Here is an 18,162-nt window from a genome sequence, read left to right as displayed (position 1 = left end):
GATTCTCCTATGAAAATCAGAATCGATATTCCTCATCATCCTTATGATATTCAGATTGAAAAAGGTTGTCTGGCTCAGGCTGGTCAATGGTTGCGAGAACTCTGGCAACCACAAAAGGTAGTCATTGTGACAGATAACCATGTAGCTTCTCTTTATGCAGAGAAGGTCAAGCTCAGCCTAGAAGATGCTGGTTTTCAGGTAGCAGTATTTGACTTTTTAGAAGGCGAAGAAAGAAAGAATTTAACTACTGTTCAGAAAGTCTATGAATTCCTAGTTAAGCAGGGGTTGACTCGTAGCGATGGAATCGTGGCTCTTGGTGGCGGTGTCGTTGGAGATCTGGCTGGTTTTGTAGCCTCTACCTATATGAGGGGTATTCACTTTGTTCAGATTCCGACCAGCTTGACAGCTCAGGTGGATTCTTCTATCGGCGGAAAGACAGGTGTCAACACTCCATTTGCTAAAAATATGGTGGGGACCTTTGCCCAGCCCGACGGGGTTCTGATTGACCCACTTGTCCTTGAAACGCTTGGAAAAAGAGAGTTGATTGAAGGGATGGGGGAGGTCATCAAGTACGGCTTGATTGAGGATCCAGAACTTTGGGCTCTCTTGACGGAGCTGGATGGTTCTGTAGAGAGCATTCTGGAATATGCAGAGACCTTGATCGAATATTCTTGTCAGGTCAAGCGCAAGATGGTGGTTGAGGATGAGTTGGACAATGGTGTACGCCTTTACCTCAATTTTGGCCACACCATTGGTCATGCCATTGAAGCAACGGCCGGTTATGGAAAAGTCATGCATGGTGAAGCTGTGGCCATGGGAATGGTACAGATTTCCAAGGTTGCTGAGGAAAAAGGCCTCATGCCAGCTGGCATAACTCAGTCCATTACAGCTATGTGTCAGAAATTTGGCTTGCCTGTTGACTATGAAAACTGGGATGTTGACAAGCTTTATCAGGCTTTGACTCATGATAAGAAGGCGCGTGGCAATACCTTGAAATTGGTCTTGGTGCCAGAGCTTGCTTCAGCGACTATCCACCCAGTTTCTTTGGAAGAGATGAAAGACTATTTGGTAAAATAAGGAGAACGTATGAGATATTTAACTGCAGGAGAATCACACGGCCCCCGTCTGACGGCTATTATTGAGGGAATTCCAGCTGGACTTCCTTTGACAGCTGAGGATATCAATGAGGACCTTAAACGTCGTCAGGGTGGCTACGGCCGCGGTGGTCGTATGAAGATTGAGAGTGACCAGGTTGTCTTTACTTCGGGTGTTCGCCATGGGAAGACGACAGGGGCTCCTATTACCATGGATGTCATCAATAAAGACCACCAAAAATGGCTGGATATCATGTCTGCGGAGGACATTGAAGACCGCCTCAAAAGCAAACGAAAAATCACCCATCCTCGTCCAGGTCATGCCGACTTGGTTGGGGGCATCAAGTACCGTTTTGACGATTTGCGTAATTCCTTGGAGCGTTCATCAGCCCGTGAAACCACCATGCGGGTGGCAGTTGGTGCAGTAGCCAAACGCCTCTTGGCTGAGCTGGATATGGAAATTGCCAACCATGTCGTGGTCTTTGGTGGCAAGGAAATCGATGTTCCTGAAAATCTAACAGTCGCTGAGATTAAGGAACGAGCTGCCCAGTCTGACGTTTCTATTGTCAACCAAGAAAGAGAACAGGAAATCAAGGACTACATTGACCAAATCAAACGTGACGGTGATACCATCGGTGGGGTTGTGGAGACAGTCGTTGGAGGTGTTCCAGTTGGTCTTGGTTCCTATGTCCAATGGGACAGAAAATTGGATGCGCGATTGGCCCAAGCTGTTGTCTCTATCAATGCCTTTAAAGGGGTGGAATTTGGTCTCGGCTTTGAAGCTGGTTACCGTAAAGGTAGCCAAGTTATGGACGAAATTCTCTGGTCTAAAGAAGACGGCTATACTCGCCGTACCAACAATCTAGGGGGCTTTGAAGGTGGTATGACCAATGGGCAACCTATCGTTGTTCGTGGAGTTATGAAGCCTATTCCTACTCTTTATAAGCCTCTTATGAGTGTGGATATCGAAACCCACGAACCTTACAAGGCAACTGTTGAAAGAAGTGATCCGACCGCCCTTCCAGCTGCAGGAGTGGTCATGGAAGCTGTTGTGGCAACGGTTTTGGCGCAAGAAATCCTTGAAAAATTCTCATCAGATAATCTCGAGGAACTAAAAGAAGCGGTAGCCAAACACCGAGACTATACAAAGAACTATTAAGGAGTTCCTATGGCAAAAACAGTCTATATCGCAGGTCTTGGATTGATTGGAGCCTCTATGGCACTCGGTATCAAACGCGATCATCCAGATTATGAAATTTTAGGTTATAATCGCAGTCAAGCTTCGAGAGATATCGCCTTGAAAGAAGGCATGATTGACCGTGCAACGGATGATTTTGCCAGTTTTGCTCCTTTGGCAGATATCATCATCCTCAGCTTGCCAATAAAGCAAACCATTTCCTTTATTAAGGAGTTGGCCAACTTGGACTTGAAAGAAGGTGTCATTATTTCAGATGCTGGTTCGACCAAGTCAGCTATTGTAGATGCAGCGGAGAACTATTTGGCTGGCAAGTCTATTCGCTTTGTCGGGGCCCATCCCATGGCTGGTAGTCACAAGACAGGGGCTGCTTCTGCGGATGTTAATCTCTTTGAAAATGCCTATTATATCTTTACACCTTCGAGTCTGACAGGTCACGATACGCTTGAGGAAATGAGGGACTTACTTTCAGGTCTTCATGCCCGTTTTATCGAGATTGATGCCAAGGAGCATGATCGGGTGACTTCTCAGATTAGCCATTTTCCTCATATTCTGGCTTCTAGTCTCATGGAACAGACCGCGGTTTATGCTCAAGAACATGAGATGGCAAGGCGCTTTGCGGCAGGTGGTTTTCGAGATATGACTCGGATTGCGGAAAGCGAGCCGGGAATGTGGACTTCCATTCTCTTGTCCAATCGTGAAACCATTCTGGATCGAATTGAGGATTTCAAGGAACGTTTAGATGAGGTTGGACAAGCCATCAGCAAGGGAGATGAGGAGCAGATTTGGAACTTTTTTAACCAAGCGCGTGAGCAACGTCAGGCCATGGAAATCCATAAGCGTGGTGGAGTGGACAGTTCTTACGACCTCTATGTCGATGTTCCCGATGAAGAAGATGTCATCCTGCGGATTTTGGAACTGCTACGTGGAACTTCCTTGGTTAACATCCACATCAACGAGGAAAACCGTGAGGATATTCATGGAATCCTACAAATTTCATTTAAAAATGCTCAAGACTTGGAAAGAGCTGAGCATCTCATAACAGAAAATACCGACTACACAGTCGTTGTCAAATAAGGAGAAAAATATGCCTAAAATAGAGCCTAGATTCATATTTGGTATTATCTTTATTTCTTTTATCTTACTTAGAGCTTACGCTGTTAAAAAGGATGTGAAAACTAGTTCAGAAGCAAGTGTTGAGACAAAAAATGAACCATCCAACAAGGAAATAAGTTAAGAGAAAACCAATTCAAAGTATTTAGACGATAGAATTATTAATGAGTTTATCAATAGCTATAATCAAAATTCTAATAACCCATTAGAAAATATCAAAAAAGGAAATATAAAAATAAAATATCTCGCATCAAGCTACGGATATTACTTGGAGCTTTTACATGCAAATGATACTGATAAAATCAATGTAACAATAAATCAGACAAATGAAAATAGTGAATCTGGTGTTGCAGGAATGAAAGAAGTATTTCATGATATTGTTAAATCGATTGAATCATCCTTATCTGATGATGAGATAGATAACTATTTTGATAATCTTATGTCAAATGAAATAAAAACAGGTTCTAATTTAGGAACTTTGAAGATAGAGTATATACCAGATAAGGAATTAAGCAATGGACATTCAAGAGGTCATATAAAAGTGATTGCACAATAATAAAGACCACAGAGTGATTAGTAATTTTAAAAGAAATAAATAAGGAGAAAATCATGTCAAATATTTACGATAGTGCAAACGAACTCAGTCGCGGTCTACGCGAATTACCAGAATACAAGGCGGTTAAAGCAGCTAAAGATGCGATTGTAGCAGATGCTGAGGCAAGCAAAATTTTTACAGAATATGTTGCCTTTCAAGAGGAAATTCAAAAACTAGCCCAGACAGGTCAAATGCCAGATGCTTCTTTCCAAGCTAAAATGGAAGGCTTTGGCAAGCAGATTCAAGGAAATAGCCTCTTGTCAGAATTCTTTACAAAGCAACAACAATTGGCCATTTACCTTTCTGACATTGAAAAAATTGTTTTTGAACCAGTTTCAGAATTGCTAAAATAAGAAAATAACAATCCTAAAGTCAGGAATTTTTAAGGAATTTCTGGCTTTTTATGATAAAATAAGTAAAAGTATTGCAAGTATGAGGTCCAGTATGAAACTAAAAACAAACATTCGCCACTTACATGGCAGTATCCGAGTTCCAGGTGACAAGTCTATTAGCCATCGTTCCATTATCTTTGGAAGTTTGGCTGAGGGTGAGACCAAGGTTTATGATATATTACGTGGTGAAGACGTCCTTTCGACCATGCAAGTCTTTCGTGACCTTGGTGTTGAGATTGAAGATAAAGACGATGTGATTACTATTCAAGGTGTAGGTATGAATGGCTTAAAAGCGCCACAAAATGCCCTTGATATGGGAAATTCTGGAACCTCGATTCGCCTGATTTCAGGCGTTCTTGCTGGTGCAGACTTTGAAGTAGAAATGTTTGGAGATGACAGTCTTTCCAAACGTCCTATGGACCGTGTGACGATTCCATTGAAAAAAATGGGTGTCAGCATTTCAGGGCAAACTGAGCGAGATCTGCCTCCCCTTCATTTAAAAGGGACGAAAAACCTAGCACCTATTCAGTATGAGTTGCCGATTGCCTCAGCCCAAGTCAAGTCAGCCTTGATGTTTGCGGCCTTGCAGGCTCAAGGGGAGTCCGTGATTATCGAAAAGGAATGCACCCGTAACCATACTGAAGATATGTTGCAACAATTTGGTGGCCGTTTAAGTGTGGATGGTAAAAAAATCACAGTCCAAGGGCCTCAAAAACTGACTGGACAAAAGGTGGTCGTACCAGGAGATATTTCCAGTGCAGCCTTTTGGTTAGTTGCTGGTTTGATTGTTCCAAATTCTCGTGTGGTGCTTAAGAATGTAGGTATTAACGAAACGCGTACAGGTATCATCGATGTCATTCGTGCCATGGGTGGAAAATTGGAAGTAACCGAAATGGACCCAGTGGCTAAATCTGCAACCTTGACTGTTGAATCTTCTGACTTGCAAGGAATAGAGATTGGCGGTGCCTTGATTCCACGCCTGATTGATGAATTGCCAATTATCGCCCTTTTGGCGACCCAAGCCCAAGGTATAACAGTTATCAAAGATGCTGAGGAACTTAAGGTCAAGGAAACAGACCGCATTCAGGTTGTGGCAGACGCCTTAAATATTATGGGAGCAGATATTACTCCTATAGCTGATGGAATGATTATCAAAGGGAAACCAGGCCTTCACGGTGCTAGAGTCAATACGTTTGGTGACCATCGTATCGGAATGATGACAGCCATTGCAGCCCTCTTGGTTGCTGATGGAGAAGTGGAGCTTGACCGTGCTGAAGCCATCAATACCAGCTATCCAAGCTTCTTTGATGATTTGGAGAGCTTGATTCATGGCTAAGGTATTACTAGGATTTATGGGTGCTGGTAAGTCAACAATCGCTAGAGGCTTGGACCCTAATTACCTTGATATGGATGCCTTGATTGAGAAGCGCTTAGGTATGTCCATTGTGAATTTTTTCACTAAAAAGGGAGAAGCGGCCTTTCGTCAGGTAGAATCAGAAGTCCTAGCTGATTTACTACAAACAAACCAAGTTGTGTCAACTGGTGGGGGAGTAGTCATTTCTCAGCGAAATCGTGACTTGCTCAAGACAAATTCTGATAATATCTACCTGAAAGCAGACTTTGAAACCCTCTACCAACGCATATCAGCTGATAAGGACAATCAGCGTCCGCTTTTTCTAAATAATAGCAAGGAAAAACTAGCAGCTATTTTCCAAGAAAGACAGGCTTGGTATGAGGAAGTAGCCAGTCGGGTTTTAGATGTGACCAAGTTAAGCCCAGAGGAAATTATAGAGGAACTAAGATGAAAATTGCTTATCTAGGTCCCAAGGGATCATTTTCACACCACGTTGTGCAGACAGCTTTTCCTCATGAGGAATTGCAGGCCTTTGCCAATATTACAGATGTCATTAAGGCCTATGAGCAAGGCTTAGTGGACTATTCTGTGGTGCCAGTTGAAAATTCTATCGAGGGTAGTGTTCATGAAACCTTGGACTACCTTTTTCATCAGGCTCGCATTCAAGCAGTAGCAGAAATTGTTCAACCCATTCACCAGCAGTTGATGGTGGTTCCGGGTCACACTATGATTGAAAAGATTTTTTCTCATCCACAGGCCTTGGCACAAGGAAAGAAATTCATCGATGAAGAGTATCCAGATGCTCAAATAGAGGTGACAGCCAGTACAGCCTATGCGGCTCGCTTTATTTCCGAACATCCTGACCAGCCTTTTGCGGCCATTGCACCTAGAAGTTCTGTAGAAGAATATGGCTTGGAACTGATTGCCGAAGATATTCAGGAAATGGAAGCCAATTTCACACGTTTCTGGGTTTTGGGAGCTGAAAAGCCTAGTATTCCCTTGCAAGCACAAACTGAGAAAATGACTTTGGCCTTGACCTTACCTGACAACCTTCCAGGTGCACTTTATAAGGCCCTGTCGACCTTTGCTTGGCGAGGAATTGACCTGACAAAAATTGAAAGTCGTCCACTCAAGACAGCGTTGGGCGAATACTTTTTCATTATCGATGTGGACTATACTGATAAGGACTTGGTTCACTTTGCTCAAAAAGAATTAGAAGCTATCGGAATCCAGTATAAGGTTCTGGGTGCCTATCCTATTTATCCAATATCAGACCATGGAAAGGAGAGAAGATGAGTAAAGAAAATCCCTTAAGCCACCACGAGCAGTTGCGTTATGACTATCTACTTAAGAATATTCACTACCTCAATGAGCGAGAGAAAAAAGAATTTGCTTATTTGCAAGATAAATTAAGTAAGGCAAGTAATGACGCCATCTCAGAAAGTCAGGAATTGACAGAGGATTATAGAAAGACAAGTGCTAACACTTCGATTCCTTCTTATAATATCCGTAGTCGTTCTGAGAGATACCAGAAAATCAATTCTCTTCCAAAGAAAAAAACTAAAAAGCGGAAGCTACGGTGGGGGCGCATTTTCGCAGGTTTACTGGCTATCTTAGCTTGTCTAACATTGGGTATGATTTTTATGTTCTTAAAAGGTTACACCAATGCTAATCCAGATAAAACTACCAATGCCCGAGCAGCTCAAGTAGAAGTCTTTAACGGTCAAGACACAAGAGATGGGGTTAATATTTTGATCATGGGTACAGATGGCCGAATCGGTCAAAATAGCGCTGAGACGCGGACGGACTCTATTATGGTATTAAATGTTGGCGGTTCGGATAAGAAAATTAAGCTGGTCAGCTTCATGCGTGACAATTTGGTTTATATAGACGGTTACAGTCAAGTCATTAACGGTAGAAAACAGACGGATAACAAGTTAAACGTAGCCTATGAGTTAGGAGAACAAGAGGGGCAAAAAGGGGCAGAAATGGTTCGTCAAGTTTTGAAAGATAATTTTGATTTGGACATTAAGTACTATGCCTTGGTCGATTTTCAGGCCTTTGCTACAGCGATTGACACACTTTTCCCTGATGGGGTGACAATTGATGCTCAATTTTCAACATTGAATGGGCGTCCACTAACAGAAGCTACAGTCGGAGATGATTTACACGCTACTGAGACTGAGTCTCCAACCCAAACCATCAAAGTCGGAAAACAGCAGATGAATGGCTCGACCTTGCTCAATTATGCTCGTTTCCGTGATGATGATGAGGCGGATTACGGCCGTACCAAAAGACAGCAACAAGTACTGACAGCAGTTCTTCAGCAAATCAAAGATCCAACCAAGCTCTTTACAGGCTCAGAGGCACTTGGCAAGGTATTCGCAATGACCTCAACGAATGTTCCTTATACCTTCCTGTTAACAAATGGCTTGTCTTTCCTAGGCGGAGTTCAAAATGGTATTGAAAAATTGACGATTCCAGAACTTGGTGACTGGGTAGATGCCTATGATGTTTATGGAGGCTTGGGCTTGCTTGTCGATCAAAATAAATATCAGAATAAATTGTCTCAGATGGGCTTGAGATAAGATAAGACAGAAAAATCAAAGTTTGATAGCTATTTGGATAGCAGTCAGGCTTTGATTTTTACAGTCTGCAATAGATTTTCACCCCCTATTTGTGGTATAATGGAACGATACGATAGAAAGAATAATGAACAATATGACTGATTTAAAAGCAATTCAGGCTCGAAGTCTAGAGATGGCTGAATATTTTGTGGCCTTTTGTAAAGAACATGATTTGCTCTGTTATCTCTGTGGAGGAGGTGCTATTGGTGCCCTTCGAAACAAGGGCTTTATTCCTTGGGATGACGACCTAGACTTTTTTATGCCTCGTAAGGATTATGAGAAATTAGCAGAATTATGGCCTCGTTATGCAGATGAGCGTTATTTCTTGTCAAAGAGTAACAAGGATTTTGTCGACCGCAATCTTTTTATTACCATTCGTGACAAGGAAACCACCTGTATCAAACCTTACCAGCAGGCTTTGAATTTACCACATGGTCTGGCCTTGGATGTGTTGCCTTTGGATTATTATCCGAAAAATCCAGCTGAGAGAAAGAAACAGGTTCGCTGGGCCTTGATTTATTCACTCTTTTGTGCGCAAACTATTCCAGAAAAACATGGCGCACTTATGAAGTGGGGAAGCCGCATTTTACTCGGTTTAACGCCGAAATCTCTACGTTATCGCATTTGGAAAAAAGCTGAGAAAGAAATGACCAAGTACAGTCTCGCTGAGAGCGATGGAATCACGGAATTATGCTCAGGTCCTGGCTACATGAGAAACAAGTACCCAATCGCATCTTTTGAAGATAATCTTTTCTTACCATTTGAAGGGACAGAGATGCCTATTCCAGTTGGCTACGATGCCTATCTCAGCACTGCTTTTGGGGATTATATGACACCTCCACCAGCAGATAAGCAGCTACCACATCATGATGCTGTCATCGCTGATATGGATAAGTCTTATACAGAATACAAGGGAGAATATGGAGCATGATGGGTGAAAAAATTAGCGTTATCGTTCCAGTCTACAATGTAGAAGCCTACCTGGAGCGATGTGTGGAGTCAATTCTTCATCAGACTTATACTAATTTTGAACTAATCCTAATAAATGATGGATCTACTGATTCCAGTGGACAAATCTGTGATCATTTAGCATATCAGTATGAAAATATCAAGGTTTACCATATCGAAAATGCTGGTGTTTCTAATGCCAGAAATATTGGAATTCAGCTAGCGACGGGTGTTTGGATAACTTTTGTTGATAGTGATGATTTCGTCACCAAGGATTACCTAGCTACTTTAGCTAGTGCAGTTGAGGGAGGAAATGTAGGTTTTGTGATTGCTCCTCTACATCATATCAAAAATGGAATAGTGACAGATTTACCCCCGTATTCTGGTAGAAAAGAACTTTGGTCAACAGAAGAAACCATGAAAGAATTACTGATGACCACTAAGACATCATTCTTTCCAGTCGCAAAACTATTTAAGAGAGACCTGCTGGTAGATGAGAAATTTAATACAGACTACCATCTAGCTGAAGATGCCTTATTTTTAACTGAATTGCTACTAAAGACAAGATGCAGTAGCGTATTTATTGACAAACCAATTTATTATTATGATCATCGTGAGGGAAGTGCGACAACATCTGTTAATCGGTATGTATTTGATACGATAGAAGTTTATAAGAACATTATTGCCCAAGTATCACAAGTATTTCCTAATTTAAAATATGAATTAAAAAATAGAGAATGTTGGTCATATATCACAGTCTACGATAAAATCATATTTACTTCATCTGAGCAGTATCAAAAGGAGAAAGTCGAACTAAGAACTTGGATTATTCAGCATCGACACGAAATATGGAAGGATACTTATTTCACCACATTTCGTAAGATAGCTGTCCTGTCACTTGTCTTTTCTCCATGGATATATAAAAAAATTGTTGGATTAAGAAACTAATATTATGAGAAGGAGTTGAAAATGAATTTTCCAATAATGAATGAATACTTTGAAAAATCAAAACTATGGGTTTCATATCTGTTTGTTTTTATTTCGATTTTAAGTATGAGTTCACTAGTTTATAAGATAGCCAATCCTCTTTATAAGGGATTATCAGCAATTGTATTGTTTTATATTTGCTATACATTATTGTTTAAGTGGAAAAAAATCATAGTGGATCGTAAATTTCTGTCCTTATTTGGTCTATTGGCTGGAAGTCATCTGTTATCAGCTATTTTTAATCGCTCTGGACATTTGATTGGAAATGTGATCGAGATCCTCTTTATGGTAACCTATATTTTATTATTTACCATGTTAGAATCAGGTCAATTAAAGAAATTATTTGATTGGATTTCTTACACTATTCAAATTATTTCTTTTTCTTCTGCTATATTTGCATTTACATTATTAGTAAGTAAAGTACTTATCCTATTTAAAATTGGACAGCAATCTTATTACTATGGTGTTATGAATGGGCGTTTGTGGGGAATTGTTAATCCCAATGCTAGTGCAATTTTTTCATATATTAGCATTGTTTTGGCTATGTATTTGATTCATAAAGGAAACAAATACTCTGTTTATCTAAAACTGAATAATGTGATTCAATTAGTTTACTTTGCAACCATGCAAAGTAGGGGTGCTTTATTATCTTTAGTGTTAATGATTGGGTTTTATAGTTTCTTTATTAACAGGGGCAAGTTAGCTAAGCGATTTCTAATCTTTATTGTTTCTGCTTTACTTGTTTCTGCTACTAACATCGGATTGAGTTATGTAACTTCTATTTACATATCTTCGGGGAAAGCGACTGTATTAGACTTAAATAAAGGACAATCTTATGCAGAAACAGATTCTTCAGTTATAAAAAAAACAGGCGAACTTCATCTAATAGAAACAACACCTAGTGGTAGAACTTATATTTGGAAAAATGCTATAAAAATGGGAAGTGCAAAACCAATTTTTGGTTATGGTGTACGGAATGTTCCAGATTATTACACAAAATATTTCAGTAAATTCGAAATTCAAAATTCTCTTATTGGTGGAAATTTCCATAACATTTTGGTAACGATATTTGTTAGTTCTGGAATTTTAGGTTTAGTATCCTTTCTCCTTATACTAGGATATATAATGAAACGTTTTTTGACTTATTTGATTGTTTCCAAAAAGAACTCTGAAAAGTTGATTATGATTCTTTTCTTTGGCATCTTGTTCGGTCAATTATTTGAAAGTCAGATTATGTATTCAACTAACTTTATCAATATTATCTTTTGGTTGATCATTGGTTATGGATTAGTTATTTGTAAACGTGATGAAGGTATTCGTTATCAGGAAGTAACTGATATTAGAGAGATTCAACAGATGGAACTAGGAATCATGGAATATATTCATGAAGTTTGTCAGAAAATTGGTGTCAAATATTTCCTAGCTTATGGCAGTCTTATCGGTGCGGTTCGTCACAAAGGTTTTATTCCTTGGGATGATGACATGGATATCTGTATGTTACGAGAAGATTATGAAAAGTTGCAAGACTATCTTATCGCTAACCCTGATGAACGTTACGAAGTGATGTCTTATAAAAATAATCTCAACTATGTTTATCCCTTTATGAAAGTTCAGGATAATCAAACTTATTTACTAGAAGAAGATGTTCGAATTGATTCCAATATGGGAATTTATGTAGATATTTTCCCTGTAGATGGTTACGAGGATGACTCGGTTTTTAAAGATAAAATGACGAGACTTATAAAAAAACGTCAATTAAGCTGTTATACATTTAAAGGGATTACCAATACTAAAAGTCTATTAAATTCTTTAATTCGCTATATATCGGTCATTATCTTCTATTTCACAAATACGAATAAGTATATTAGAGGCATTGATGATCTTGCTCAATCTAGAAAAGTAGATGATTACGAGTTGGTTGACTATCTTATTTATAAAGATATGAATAAACCAGTCTGGAAGCGAGAGTGGTTGAAACAAACTATTACGGGTGTATTCGAAGGTAAGGAATTTATGATTCCAAAAAACTATCATGAAATTCTGACCTCGGACTACGGAGATTACACGCAACTGCCACCAGTTGAGCTAAGGTTCTCTCATCATGATTTTCAATTGTGGAAGATTATTAAGGTATCCCAATGATGTCATTGAAATGAAGAAGCCATTAACTCGATGTAAAAAGATTAGGAGTGAATAATAGATGTCAGAGAAAATTTTGACTCTTGAAGAAATTAAACAAATTGAATTAGATATTTTAAACTATTTGCATAAATTGTGTGAGGAGCATGAAATCAAGTATTTTATTGATTTTGGAACCTTGCTAGGAGCTGTACGCCATAAAGGTTTTATTCCTTGGGATGATGATACCGACATTTCTTTGGCTCGAGATGAATTTGAAAAGCTCTATGAGATATTAAAAAATGAAAAACATCCCTACTACAGATTAATTTCATATAGAGAAACAAAAGGCTACCCTTATACATATATGAGAGTTTATGATGTGAGGACAAGAAGAGATGCTAATCTTTTAGATAAGTCGGTTGTTCTAGGTACTTGTGTTGATATTTTCCCATACGATGGGGTTGTTACAGATGAACGTGATAGAAAAAAGATGAGGCTTTATAAACAATTTATTCGACTTTCGTCTCTGAATTTTAAAGGAGTCAAAATAGATAATGGAGGTGTCAAAAATTTACCACGTTATTTTGCATCTACAATTTTTAGACTGACTTCTCCACAGAAATGGAATGAAAAATTAGAGAAGTTAGCTTTGCAATATGATGTTGAGCAGGCTACAGATCTTGCATGTACTACCTATGACTCTTACTATCCAAGTGGAATTAAGAAAGAGTGGTTATATGATACAATTGAAATGCCATATGAGAATATTCTTGTGAAGGTTCCTAGAAAATTCCATGAGATTTTAGTTTACGAGTTTGGTGAAGACTATATGACTCCTCCACCTATTGAAAATCAAAATCCAGGAACTGATAAAAATTACTGGATTGATTAATTTATGAGCAAGTTGCTTTGATTTGATAATTCGATAAAATAAATAACCTACCTATCTACTGGAATATTCCTTGTTTTAGATAGGTAGGTGATTTTTTTAATTTCTTTTAATCTTAGCAATAGCAAGATTGAGTGCATAATGGAATGTTTTATCTTTTGTGATAAAAAGTATCAAGAGATAGTAGATTCCACAGGTTGCAACAGTCGAGAGAACCATGAGTATCATATTGAGGTTGACTATATAAGAGTTGATTTGGAAAAGGAATTTAAACGCAAAATAGATCGGAATGAATCCGAGCGATACAATAGTATAGCGTGTTAAAGTAGTAAAGATTTCTTTTAAGTCAAGCAGATGATGTTTCTTGATAAAGTAAATTTCCAGTAGAACAACTACAGTTTCTGCAATAATAGTAGTAGCAATGTAATACTCTGGTGCGAAAATATTATTGAAATACAAGAGACTGTTGAGTAGGATATTAGCGCCGCCACCAATAAAGTAAAAGACTGTTAAACGATTTTCGTGGTCGTTGATGAAGATAATTTGTTTACCAAGGATTAACTCAATGGCCCAAATGATAGTCCGAAAAGCGAAGACACTAGTCACAATACCAGCTTCAAGGTATTTTTCAGAAGAATAGATGACTGCAGCGTAGTTCCCTAATACCATAATCCCAATACTGGTTGGAATGATAAGGAAATAAAAGAGGGCGGCTCCTTGGTTTAGAAGATTTTTATAAGATTCGTAGTCTTTCTTACCGAGATAGTAGCCGAGACGTGGAATACTAACGTTGATAGCTCCACTCAAGACACTGGCAATCAACATGACGATGCTGGAAGCAATGGTATAATAAGAAATATAGTTTTCATCAGGTCCTTTGGTGATAAACATTCTATCAAGTAAGGTGTAGAGCATATTGGCATTAGCTAGAAGCAACATGGTCAAGAGTGGTTTAGATGCTTTGACTAATTCGACAAGACCAATCTTAACAAAGGAAACTTCTCGTTTAATCCAGAGAAAACTGAGTAGATAGTTGAGAATTGTCGTTGCACTCATGATGATTGCATAAGGTACGATATCATTTGGAGTTTTTACAAAGGTGAAGATAGCGACCAACATGGCAATACGAATAACCAATGTTTTGTATAAGATGAATGCATAATTTTCATAAGCTTCATTCATCCACTCGATATAAAGGAATTGGAAGAGAGCCTGGACACCAAGTATATAGTAGAGTTCTTTCAAATTTTCAATACTATTATCCAGATAAATAAATAGGAAATAGATACTTGTTGTTAGAACAGATGTAATAATGGAGATATAGAATAACTTAGAGAAAACATAGTTGATTTTATTTTTATCATCCTTGACCTTACTGATAGCTCGAATTCCGTAGTTATAGATTCCAAAGGCGGCTAAAGGAATGACAAAGCTAGCCCAGGTATTTGCGGTATTGAAATAACCGTAATTGGATTTGCTGAGAATCCGAGTCAGATAAGGATTGGTTATCAGCGGAAAAACGATATTGAGAACATTGACTAGTAAGCTAGCCAGTGCATTAACTTTTATATTTTTCATTGTACTTTCTTTCTTGTATTGTAAAATGGTCTCTAGTATTATATCACATTCTCGCTCCATTCTTTTGATAAAATCGTAAAAATCTAGTATAATAGATAGAACTGAAAGTATGAGGTTACTAGCAATGAAAATGAAACAAATTAGTGATACAACTTTGAAAATCACGATGTCTTTAGAAGATTTGATGGATCGAGGAATGGAGATTGCTGACTTTCTCGTTCCTCAAGAAAAAACAGAAGAGTTCTTTTATGCTATCTTGGATGAGTTAGAGATGCCTGAGAGCTTTTTGGATACAGGTATGTTGAGCTTCCGTGTGACTCCAAAACCTGATAAGGTTGATGTTTTTGTAACCAAATCAAAGATTGACCAAAATCTAGATTTTGAAGACTTATCGGATTTGCCAGACATGGAAGAATTGGCTCAAATGTCGCCAGATGAATTTATCAAAACCTTGGAAAAAAGCATCGCAGACAAAACTAAGGATGATATTGAAGCGATTCAATCTCTAGAGCAAGTAGAAGCCAAGGAAGAAGAGCATGAGCAGGCTGAACAAGAAGTTGAAGGCAAGAAAGAGCCTTACATCTACTACATCCTTTCTTTTGCAAAATTAGCTGACTTGGTAGCTTTTGCCCAGACAGTGACTTTTGAGATGGAAACTTCTGAACTCTACAAAGTGAATGAGCGCTATTATTTAACCATTTTAGTGGATATTGAAAATCATCCAAGTCCATATCCAGCTTGGCTTTTGGCCCGTATGCGCGAGTTTGCGGATGATAGTGACATCAGTCGTTCAGTCTTGCAAGAGTATGGTCAAGTCTTGATGAATCACGATGCAGTACTTAATCTGAAAAAAATTGGATAATCATTTCTGGAAAGCTATTTCTAGATTTTAAGAAGAGCGAATCATCTGATTCGTTTTTTTCTAGACTGAAATAGTGATTTACTATAATAGGAATTTTCACAAAATTCTGTTATAATGGCTATAATAGAAAATTTCGAGGAGACAAACATGACAGTTAAAATTGCTTTACTAGGATTTGGTACCGTTGCAAGTGGTGTGCCTTTCCTCCTAAAGGAAAATGGAGAAAAAATCAATCAATCAGCACATTCAGAGATTGAAGTTGCCAAGGTATTGGTCAAGGATGAAGATGAAAAGAATCGCTTGCTTGCAGCAGGGAATGACTTTAACTTTGTAACCAATGTGGATGATATTTTATCAGACAAAGACATTACGATTGTAGTGGAATTGATGGGGCGTATCGAACCTGCTAAAACCTTTATCACTCGTGCCTTGGAAGCTGGGAAGCACGTTGTTACTGCTAACAAGGACCTTTTGGCTGTCCATGGTGCAGAATTGTTAGAAATCGCTAAAGCTAACAAGGTAGCACTTTACTATGAAGCAGCAGTAGCTGGTGGGATTCCAATTCTTCGTATTTTAGCAAATTCCTTGGCTTCTGATAAAATCACTCGTGTCCTTGGCGTGGTCAACGGAACTTCTAACTTCATGATGACCAAGATGGTCGAAGAAGGATGGTCTTACGATGATGCTCTTGCGGAAGCACAAAGACTAGGTTTTGCAGAAAGCGACCCTACAAATGATGTAGATGGAATTGATGCAGCCTACAAGATGGTGATTTTGAGCCAATTTGCCTTTGGCATGAAGGTTGCTTTTGATGATGTAGCCCACAAGGGAATCCGCAACATCACACCAGAAGATGTAGCTGTAGCCCAAGAACTTGGCTATGTAGTGAAATTGGTTGGTTCTATTGAGGAAACTCCTTCAGGAATTGCTGCAGAAGTAACTCCGACCTTCCTTCCTAAAGCACACCCACTTGCTAGTGTGAATGGAGTGATGAACGCTGTCTTTGTAGAATCTATCGGTATTGGTGAGTCTATGTACTACGGACCAGGTGCTGGTCAAAAACCAACTGCAACAAGTGTGGTGGCGGATATTGTCCGTATCGTTCGTCGCTTGAATGATGGTACCATTGGCAAAGATTTCAACGAATACAGCCGTGACTTGGTCTTGGCAAATGCTGAAGATGTCAAAGCTAATTACTACTTCTCAATCTTGGCTCCAGACTCAAAAGGTCAGGTCTTGAAATTGGCTGAAATCTTCAATGCTCAAGATATTTCCTTCAAGCAAATCCTCCAAGATGGAAAAGAAGGTGACAAGGCGCGTGTTGTGATCATCACACACAAGATTAATAAAGCCCAGCTTGAAAATGTCTCAGCTGAATTGAAGAAGGTTTCAGAATTCGACCTCTTAAATACCTTCAAGGTGCTAGGAGAATAAGATGAAGATTATTGTACCTGCAACCAGTGCCAATATCGGGCCAGGTTTTGACTCGGTCGGTGTAGCTGTAACCAAGTATCTTCAAATTGAGGTATGTGAAGAACGGGATGAGTGGCTGATTGAACATCAGATTGGCAAATGGATTCCCCACGACGAGCGTAACCTCTTGCTCAAAATCGCTTTACAAATTGTACCAGACTTGCAGCCAAGACGTTTGAAAATGACCAGTGATGTTCCCTTGGCGCGTGGTTTGGGTTCTTCCAGCTCTGTTATTGTAGCTGGGATTGAACTAGCCAACCAACTGGGTCAGCTCAACTTGTCTGATCATGAAAAATTGCAGTTGGCGACCAAGATTGAAGGACATCCTGACAATGTGGCTCCAGCCATTTATGGTAATCTCGTTATTGCAAGTTCCGTTGATGGGCAAGTTTCTGCTATCGTAGCAGATTTCCCAGAGTGTGATTTCCTAGCCTACATTCCAAACTATGAATTGCGTACTCGAGACAGCCGTGGCGTCTTGCCTAAGAAATTGTCTTACAAGGAAGCTGTTGCGGCCAGTTCTATCGCCAATGTGGCGGTTGCGGCCTTGTTGGCAGGAGACATGGTGACCGCTGGGCAAGCAATCGAGGGAGATCTCTTCCACGAGCGCTATCGTCAGGACTTGGTGAGAGAATTTGCGACGATTAAGCAAGTGGCCAAAGAAAATGGTGCCTATGCAACCTACCTCTCTGGTGCTGGGCCGACAGTTATGGTTTTGGCTTCTCATGACAAGATGCCAACGATTAAGGCAGAATTGGAAAAGCAACCTTTCAAAGGAAAACTTCATGACTTGAAGGTTGATACCCAAGGTGTCCGTGTCGAAGCAAAATAAAGAATAGAAGATAGGATGGGGAAACTCTCGACCAGAGGGCTTCCTATCCTTTTTTTGAAAAGAAGTTTATACTCAATGAAAATCAAAGAGCAAACTAGGAAC

Annotated in this window: 18 protein-coding genes; 17 read left to right on the top strand and 1 reads right to left on the bottom strand. The window is 39.4% G+C overall.

Annotated features, from left to right (window positions below):
- The first annotated feature begins 9 nt into the window (after positions 1-9).
- The 14 genes from aroB to KV696_RS02840 all read left to right on the top strand — a co-directional run bounded on the left by aroB (position 10) and on the right by KV696_RS02840 (position 13,318).
- On the top strand, positions 10-1,077 hold the full coding sequence (aroB, locus tag KV696_RS02905; protein WP_219966809.1) for a 3-dehydroquinate synthase: 1,068 nt from the start codon (positions 10-12) through the stop codon (positions 1,075-1,077).
- A 9-nt stretch (positions 1,078-1,086) separates the two neighbouring features.
- Complete coding sequence (gene aroC, locus KV696_RS02900; protein ID WP_219966808.1) at positions 1,087-2,253, top strand: chorismate synthase; 1,167 nt, start codon at positions 1,087-1,089, stop codon at positions 2,251-2,253.
- A gap of 9 nt (positions 2,254-2,262) precedes the next feature.
- Entirely contained in the window at positions 2,263-3,366 is a 1,104-nt protein-coding gene (locus KV696_RS02895; RefSeq protein WP_219966807.1) for a prephenate dehydrogenase, read from the top strand.
- Positions 3,367-3,376: 10 nt separating this feature from the next.
- The gene (locus tag KV696_RS02890) at positions 3,377-3,526 is read left to right on the top strand and encodes a hypothetical protein (RefSeq protein WP_196229775.1); all 150 of its coding nucleotides are present in this window, start codon (positions 3,377-3,379) and stop codon (positions 3,524-3,526) included.
- Positions 3,527-3,670: 144 nt separating this feature from the next.
- The gene (locus tag KV696_RS02885) at positions 3,671-3,958 is read left to right on the top strand and encodes a hypothetical protein (RefSeq protein WP_219966806.1); all 288 of its coding nucleotides are present in this window, start codon (positions 3,671-3,673) and stop codon (positions 3,956-3,958) included.
- Between the two features lie 53 nt (positions 3,959-4,011).
- Complete coding sequence (locus KV696_RS02880; protein ID WP_219966805.1) at positions 4,012-4,350, top strand: YlbF/YmcA family competence regulator; 339 nt, start codon at positions 4,012-4,014, stop codon at positions 4,348-4,350.
- A 91-nt stretch (positions 4,351-4,441) separates the two neighbouring features.
- Positions 4,442-5,725, top strand: a complete 1,284-nt coding sequence (gene aroA / locus KV696_RS02875) for a 3-phosphoshikimate 1-carboxyvinyltransferase (protein WP_219966804.1) — start codon at positions 4,442-4,444, stop codon at positions 5,723-5,725.
- On the top strand, positions 5,718-6,194 hold the full coding sequence (locus KV696_RS02870; protein ID WP_219966803.1) for a shikimate kinase: 477 nt from the start codon (positions 5,718-5,720) through the stop codon (positions 6,192-6,194). The genes aroA and KV696_RS02870 overlap by 8 nt, the downstream gene beginning before the upstream one ends.
- On the top strand, positions 6,191-7,039 hold the full coding sequence (gene pheA, locus KV696_RS02865) for a prephenate dehydratase (protein ID WP_219966802.1): 849 nt from the start codon (positions 6,191-6,193) through the stop codon (positions 7,037-7,039). Before KV696_RS02870 ends, pheA begins: the two co-directional genes overlap by 4 nt.
- Positions 7,036-8,331, top strand: a complete 1,296-nt coding sequence (locus KV696_RS02860) for an LCP family protein (RefSeq protein WP_219966801.1) — start codon at positions 7,036-7,038, stop codon at positions 8,329-8,331. The genes pheA and KV696_RS02860 overlap by 4 nt, the downstream gene beginning before the upstream one ends.
- A gap of 124 nt (positions 8,332-8,455) precedes the next feature.
- Positions 8,456-9,301 carry a LicD family protein gene (locus KV696_RS02855; protein ID WP_219966800.1) on the top strand — a complete coding sequence of 282 codons (846 nt, stop codon included), beginning with the start codon at positions 8,456-8,458 and terminating at the stop codon, positions 9,299-9,301.
- Entirely contained in the window at positions 9,298-10,266 is a 969-nt protein-coding gene (locus KV696_RS02850; RefSeq protein ID WP_219966799.1) for a glycosyltransferase family 2 protein, read from the top strand. The genes KV696_RS02855 and KV696_RS02850 overlap by 4 nt, the downstream gene beginning before the upstream one ends.
- A 21-nt stretch (positions 10,267-10,287) precedes the next feature.
- Positions 10,288-12,447, top strand: a complete 2,160-nt coding sequence (locus KV696_RS02845) for a LicD family protein (RefSeq protein WP_219966798.1) — start codon at positions 10,288-10,290, stop codon at positions 12,445-12,447.
- A gap of 58 nt (positions 12,448-12,505) precedes the next feature.
- On the top strand, positions 12,506-13,318 hold the full coding sequence (locus tag KV696_RS02840) for a LicD family protein (RefSeq protein ID WP_219966797.1): 813 nt from the start codon (positions 12,506-12,508) through the stop codon (positions 13,316-13,318).
- Positions 13,319-13,414: 96 nt separating this feature from the next.
- Here KV696_RS02840 and KV696_RS02835 read toward each other — a convergent pair whose 3' ends face one another.
- Positions 13,415-14,893 (bottom strand): oligosaccharide flippase family protein, encoded by a 1,479-nt coding sequence (locus KV696_RS02835; RefSeq protein WP_219966796.1) that lies wholly within the window; start codon positions 14,891-14,893, stop codon positions 13,415-13,417.
- 124 nt (positions 14,894-15,017) lie between these two features.
- Between KV696_RS02835 and mecA the strand changes: the two genes are divergently transcribed.
- From mecA to thrB, 3 genes are all read left to right on the top strand, one after another.
- Positions 15,018-15,755, top strand: a complete 738-nt coding sequence (mecA, locus tag KV696_RS02830) for an adaptor protein MecA (RefSeq protein WP_219966952.1) — start codon at positions 15,018-15,020, stop codon at positions 15,753-15,755.
- Between the two features lie 147 nt (positions 15,756-15,902).
- The gene (locus KV696_RS02825; RefSeq protein ID WP_219966795.1) at positions 15,903-17,189 is read left to right on the top strand and encodes a homoserine dehydrogenase; all 1,287 of its coding nucleotides are present in this window, start codon (positions 15,903-15,905) and stop codon (positions 17,187-17,189) included.
- A 1-nt stretch (position 17,190) separates the two neighbouring features.
- The gene (thrB, locus tag KV696_RS02820) at positions 17,191-18,060 is read left to right on the top strand and encodes a homoserine kinase (RefSeq protein ID WP_024057159.1); all 870 of its coding nucleotides are present in this window, start codon (positions 17,191-17,193) and stop codon (positions 18,058-18,060) included.
- Positions 18,061-18,162: the final 102 nt, after the last annotated feature.

Origin of the sequence: Streptococcus humanilactis, assembly GCF_019448275.1 — a bacterium.
GTDB lineage: Bacteria > Bacillota > Bacilli > Lactobacillales > Streptococcaceae > Streptococcus > Streptococcus humanilactis.
This window is presented reverse-complemented; position numbering and strand designations above follow the sequence as displayed.

What these genes read in the sequence shown, in the direction of transcription:
- KV696_RS02845 (WP_219966798.1), top strand. Translation starts at nt 10,288, where the DNA reads ATGAATTTTCCAATAATGAATGAATACTTTGAAAAATCAAAACTATGG.
- KV696_RS02825 (WP_219966795.1), top strand. Translation starts at nt 15,903, where the DNA reads ATGACAGTTAAAATTGCTTTACTAGGATTTGGTACCGTTGCAAGTGGT.
- thrB (WP_024057159.1), top strand. Translation starts at nt 17,191, where the DNA reads ATGAAGATTATTGTACCTGCAACCAGTGCCAATATCGGGCCAGGTTTT.
- aroA (WP_219966804.1), top strand. Translation starts at nt 4,442, where the DNA reads ATGAAACTAAAAACAAACATTCGCCACTTACATGGCAGTATCCGAGTT.
- KV696_RS02835 (WP_219966796.1), bottom strand. Translation starts at nt 14,893, where the DNA reads ATGAAAAATATAAAAGTTAATGCACTGGCTAGCTTACTAGTCAATGTT.
- aroC (WP_219966808.1), top strand. Translation starts at nt 1,087, where the DNA reads ATGAGATATTTAACTGCAGGAGAATCACACGGCCCCCGTCTGACGGCT.
- pheA (WP_219966802.1), top strand. Translation starts at nt 6,191, where the DNA reads ATGAAAATTGCTTATCTAGGTCCCAAGGGATCATTTTCACACCACGTT.
- KV696_RS02840 (WP_219966797.1), top strand. Translation starts at nt 12,506, where the DNA reads ATGTCAGAGAAAATTTTGACTCTTGAAGAAATTAAACAAATTGAATTA.
- KV696_RS02895 (WP_219966807.1), top strand. Translation starts at nt 2,263, where the DNA reads ATGGCAAAAACAGTCTATATCGCAGGTCTTGGATTGATTGGAGCCTCT.
- KV696_RS02850 (WP_219966799.1), top strand. Translation starts at nt 9,298, where the DNA reads ATGATGGGTGAAAAAATTAGCGTTATCGTTCCAGTCTACAATGTAGAA.
- KV696_RS02880 (WP_219966805.1), top strand. Translation starts at nt 4,012, where the DNA reads ATGTCAAATATTTACGATAGTGCAAACGAACTCAGTCGCGGTCTACGC.
- mecA (WP_219966952.1), top strand. Translation starts at nt 15,018, where the DNA reads ATGAAAATGAAACAAATTAGTGATACAACTTTGAAAATCACGATGTCT.
- aroB (WP_219966809.1), top strand. Translation starts at nt 10, where the DNA reads ATGAAAATCAGAATCGATATTCCTCATCATCCTTATGATATTCAGATT.
- KV696_RS02860 (WP_219966801.1), top strand. Translation starts at nt 7,036, where the DNA reads ATGAGTAAAGAAAATCCCTTAAGCCACCACGAGCAGTTGCGTTATGAC.
- KV696_RS02855 (WP_219966800.1), top strand. Translation starts at nt 8,456, where the DNA reads ATGAACAATATGACTGATTTAAAAGCAATTCAGGCTCGAAGTCTAGAG.
- KV696_RS02890 (WP_196229775.1), top strand. Translation starts at nt 3,377, where the DNA reads ATGCCTAAAATAGAGCCTAGATTCATATTTGGTATTATCTTTATTTCT.
- KV696_RS02870 (WP_219966803.1), top strand. Translation starts at nt 5,718, where the DNA reads ATGGCTAAGGTATTACTAGGATTTATGGGTGCTGGTAAGTCAACAATC.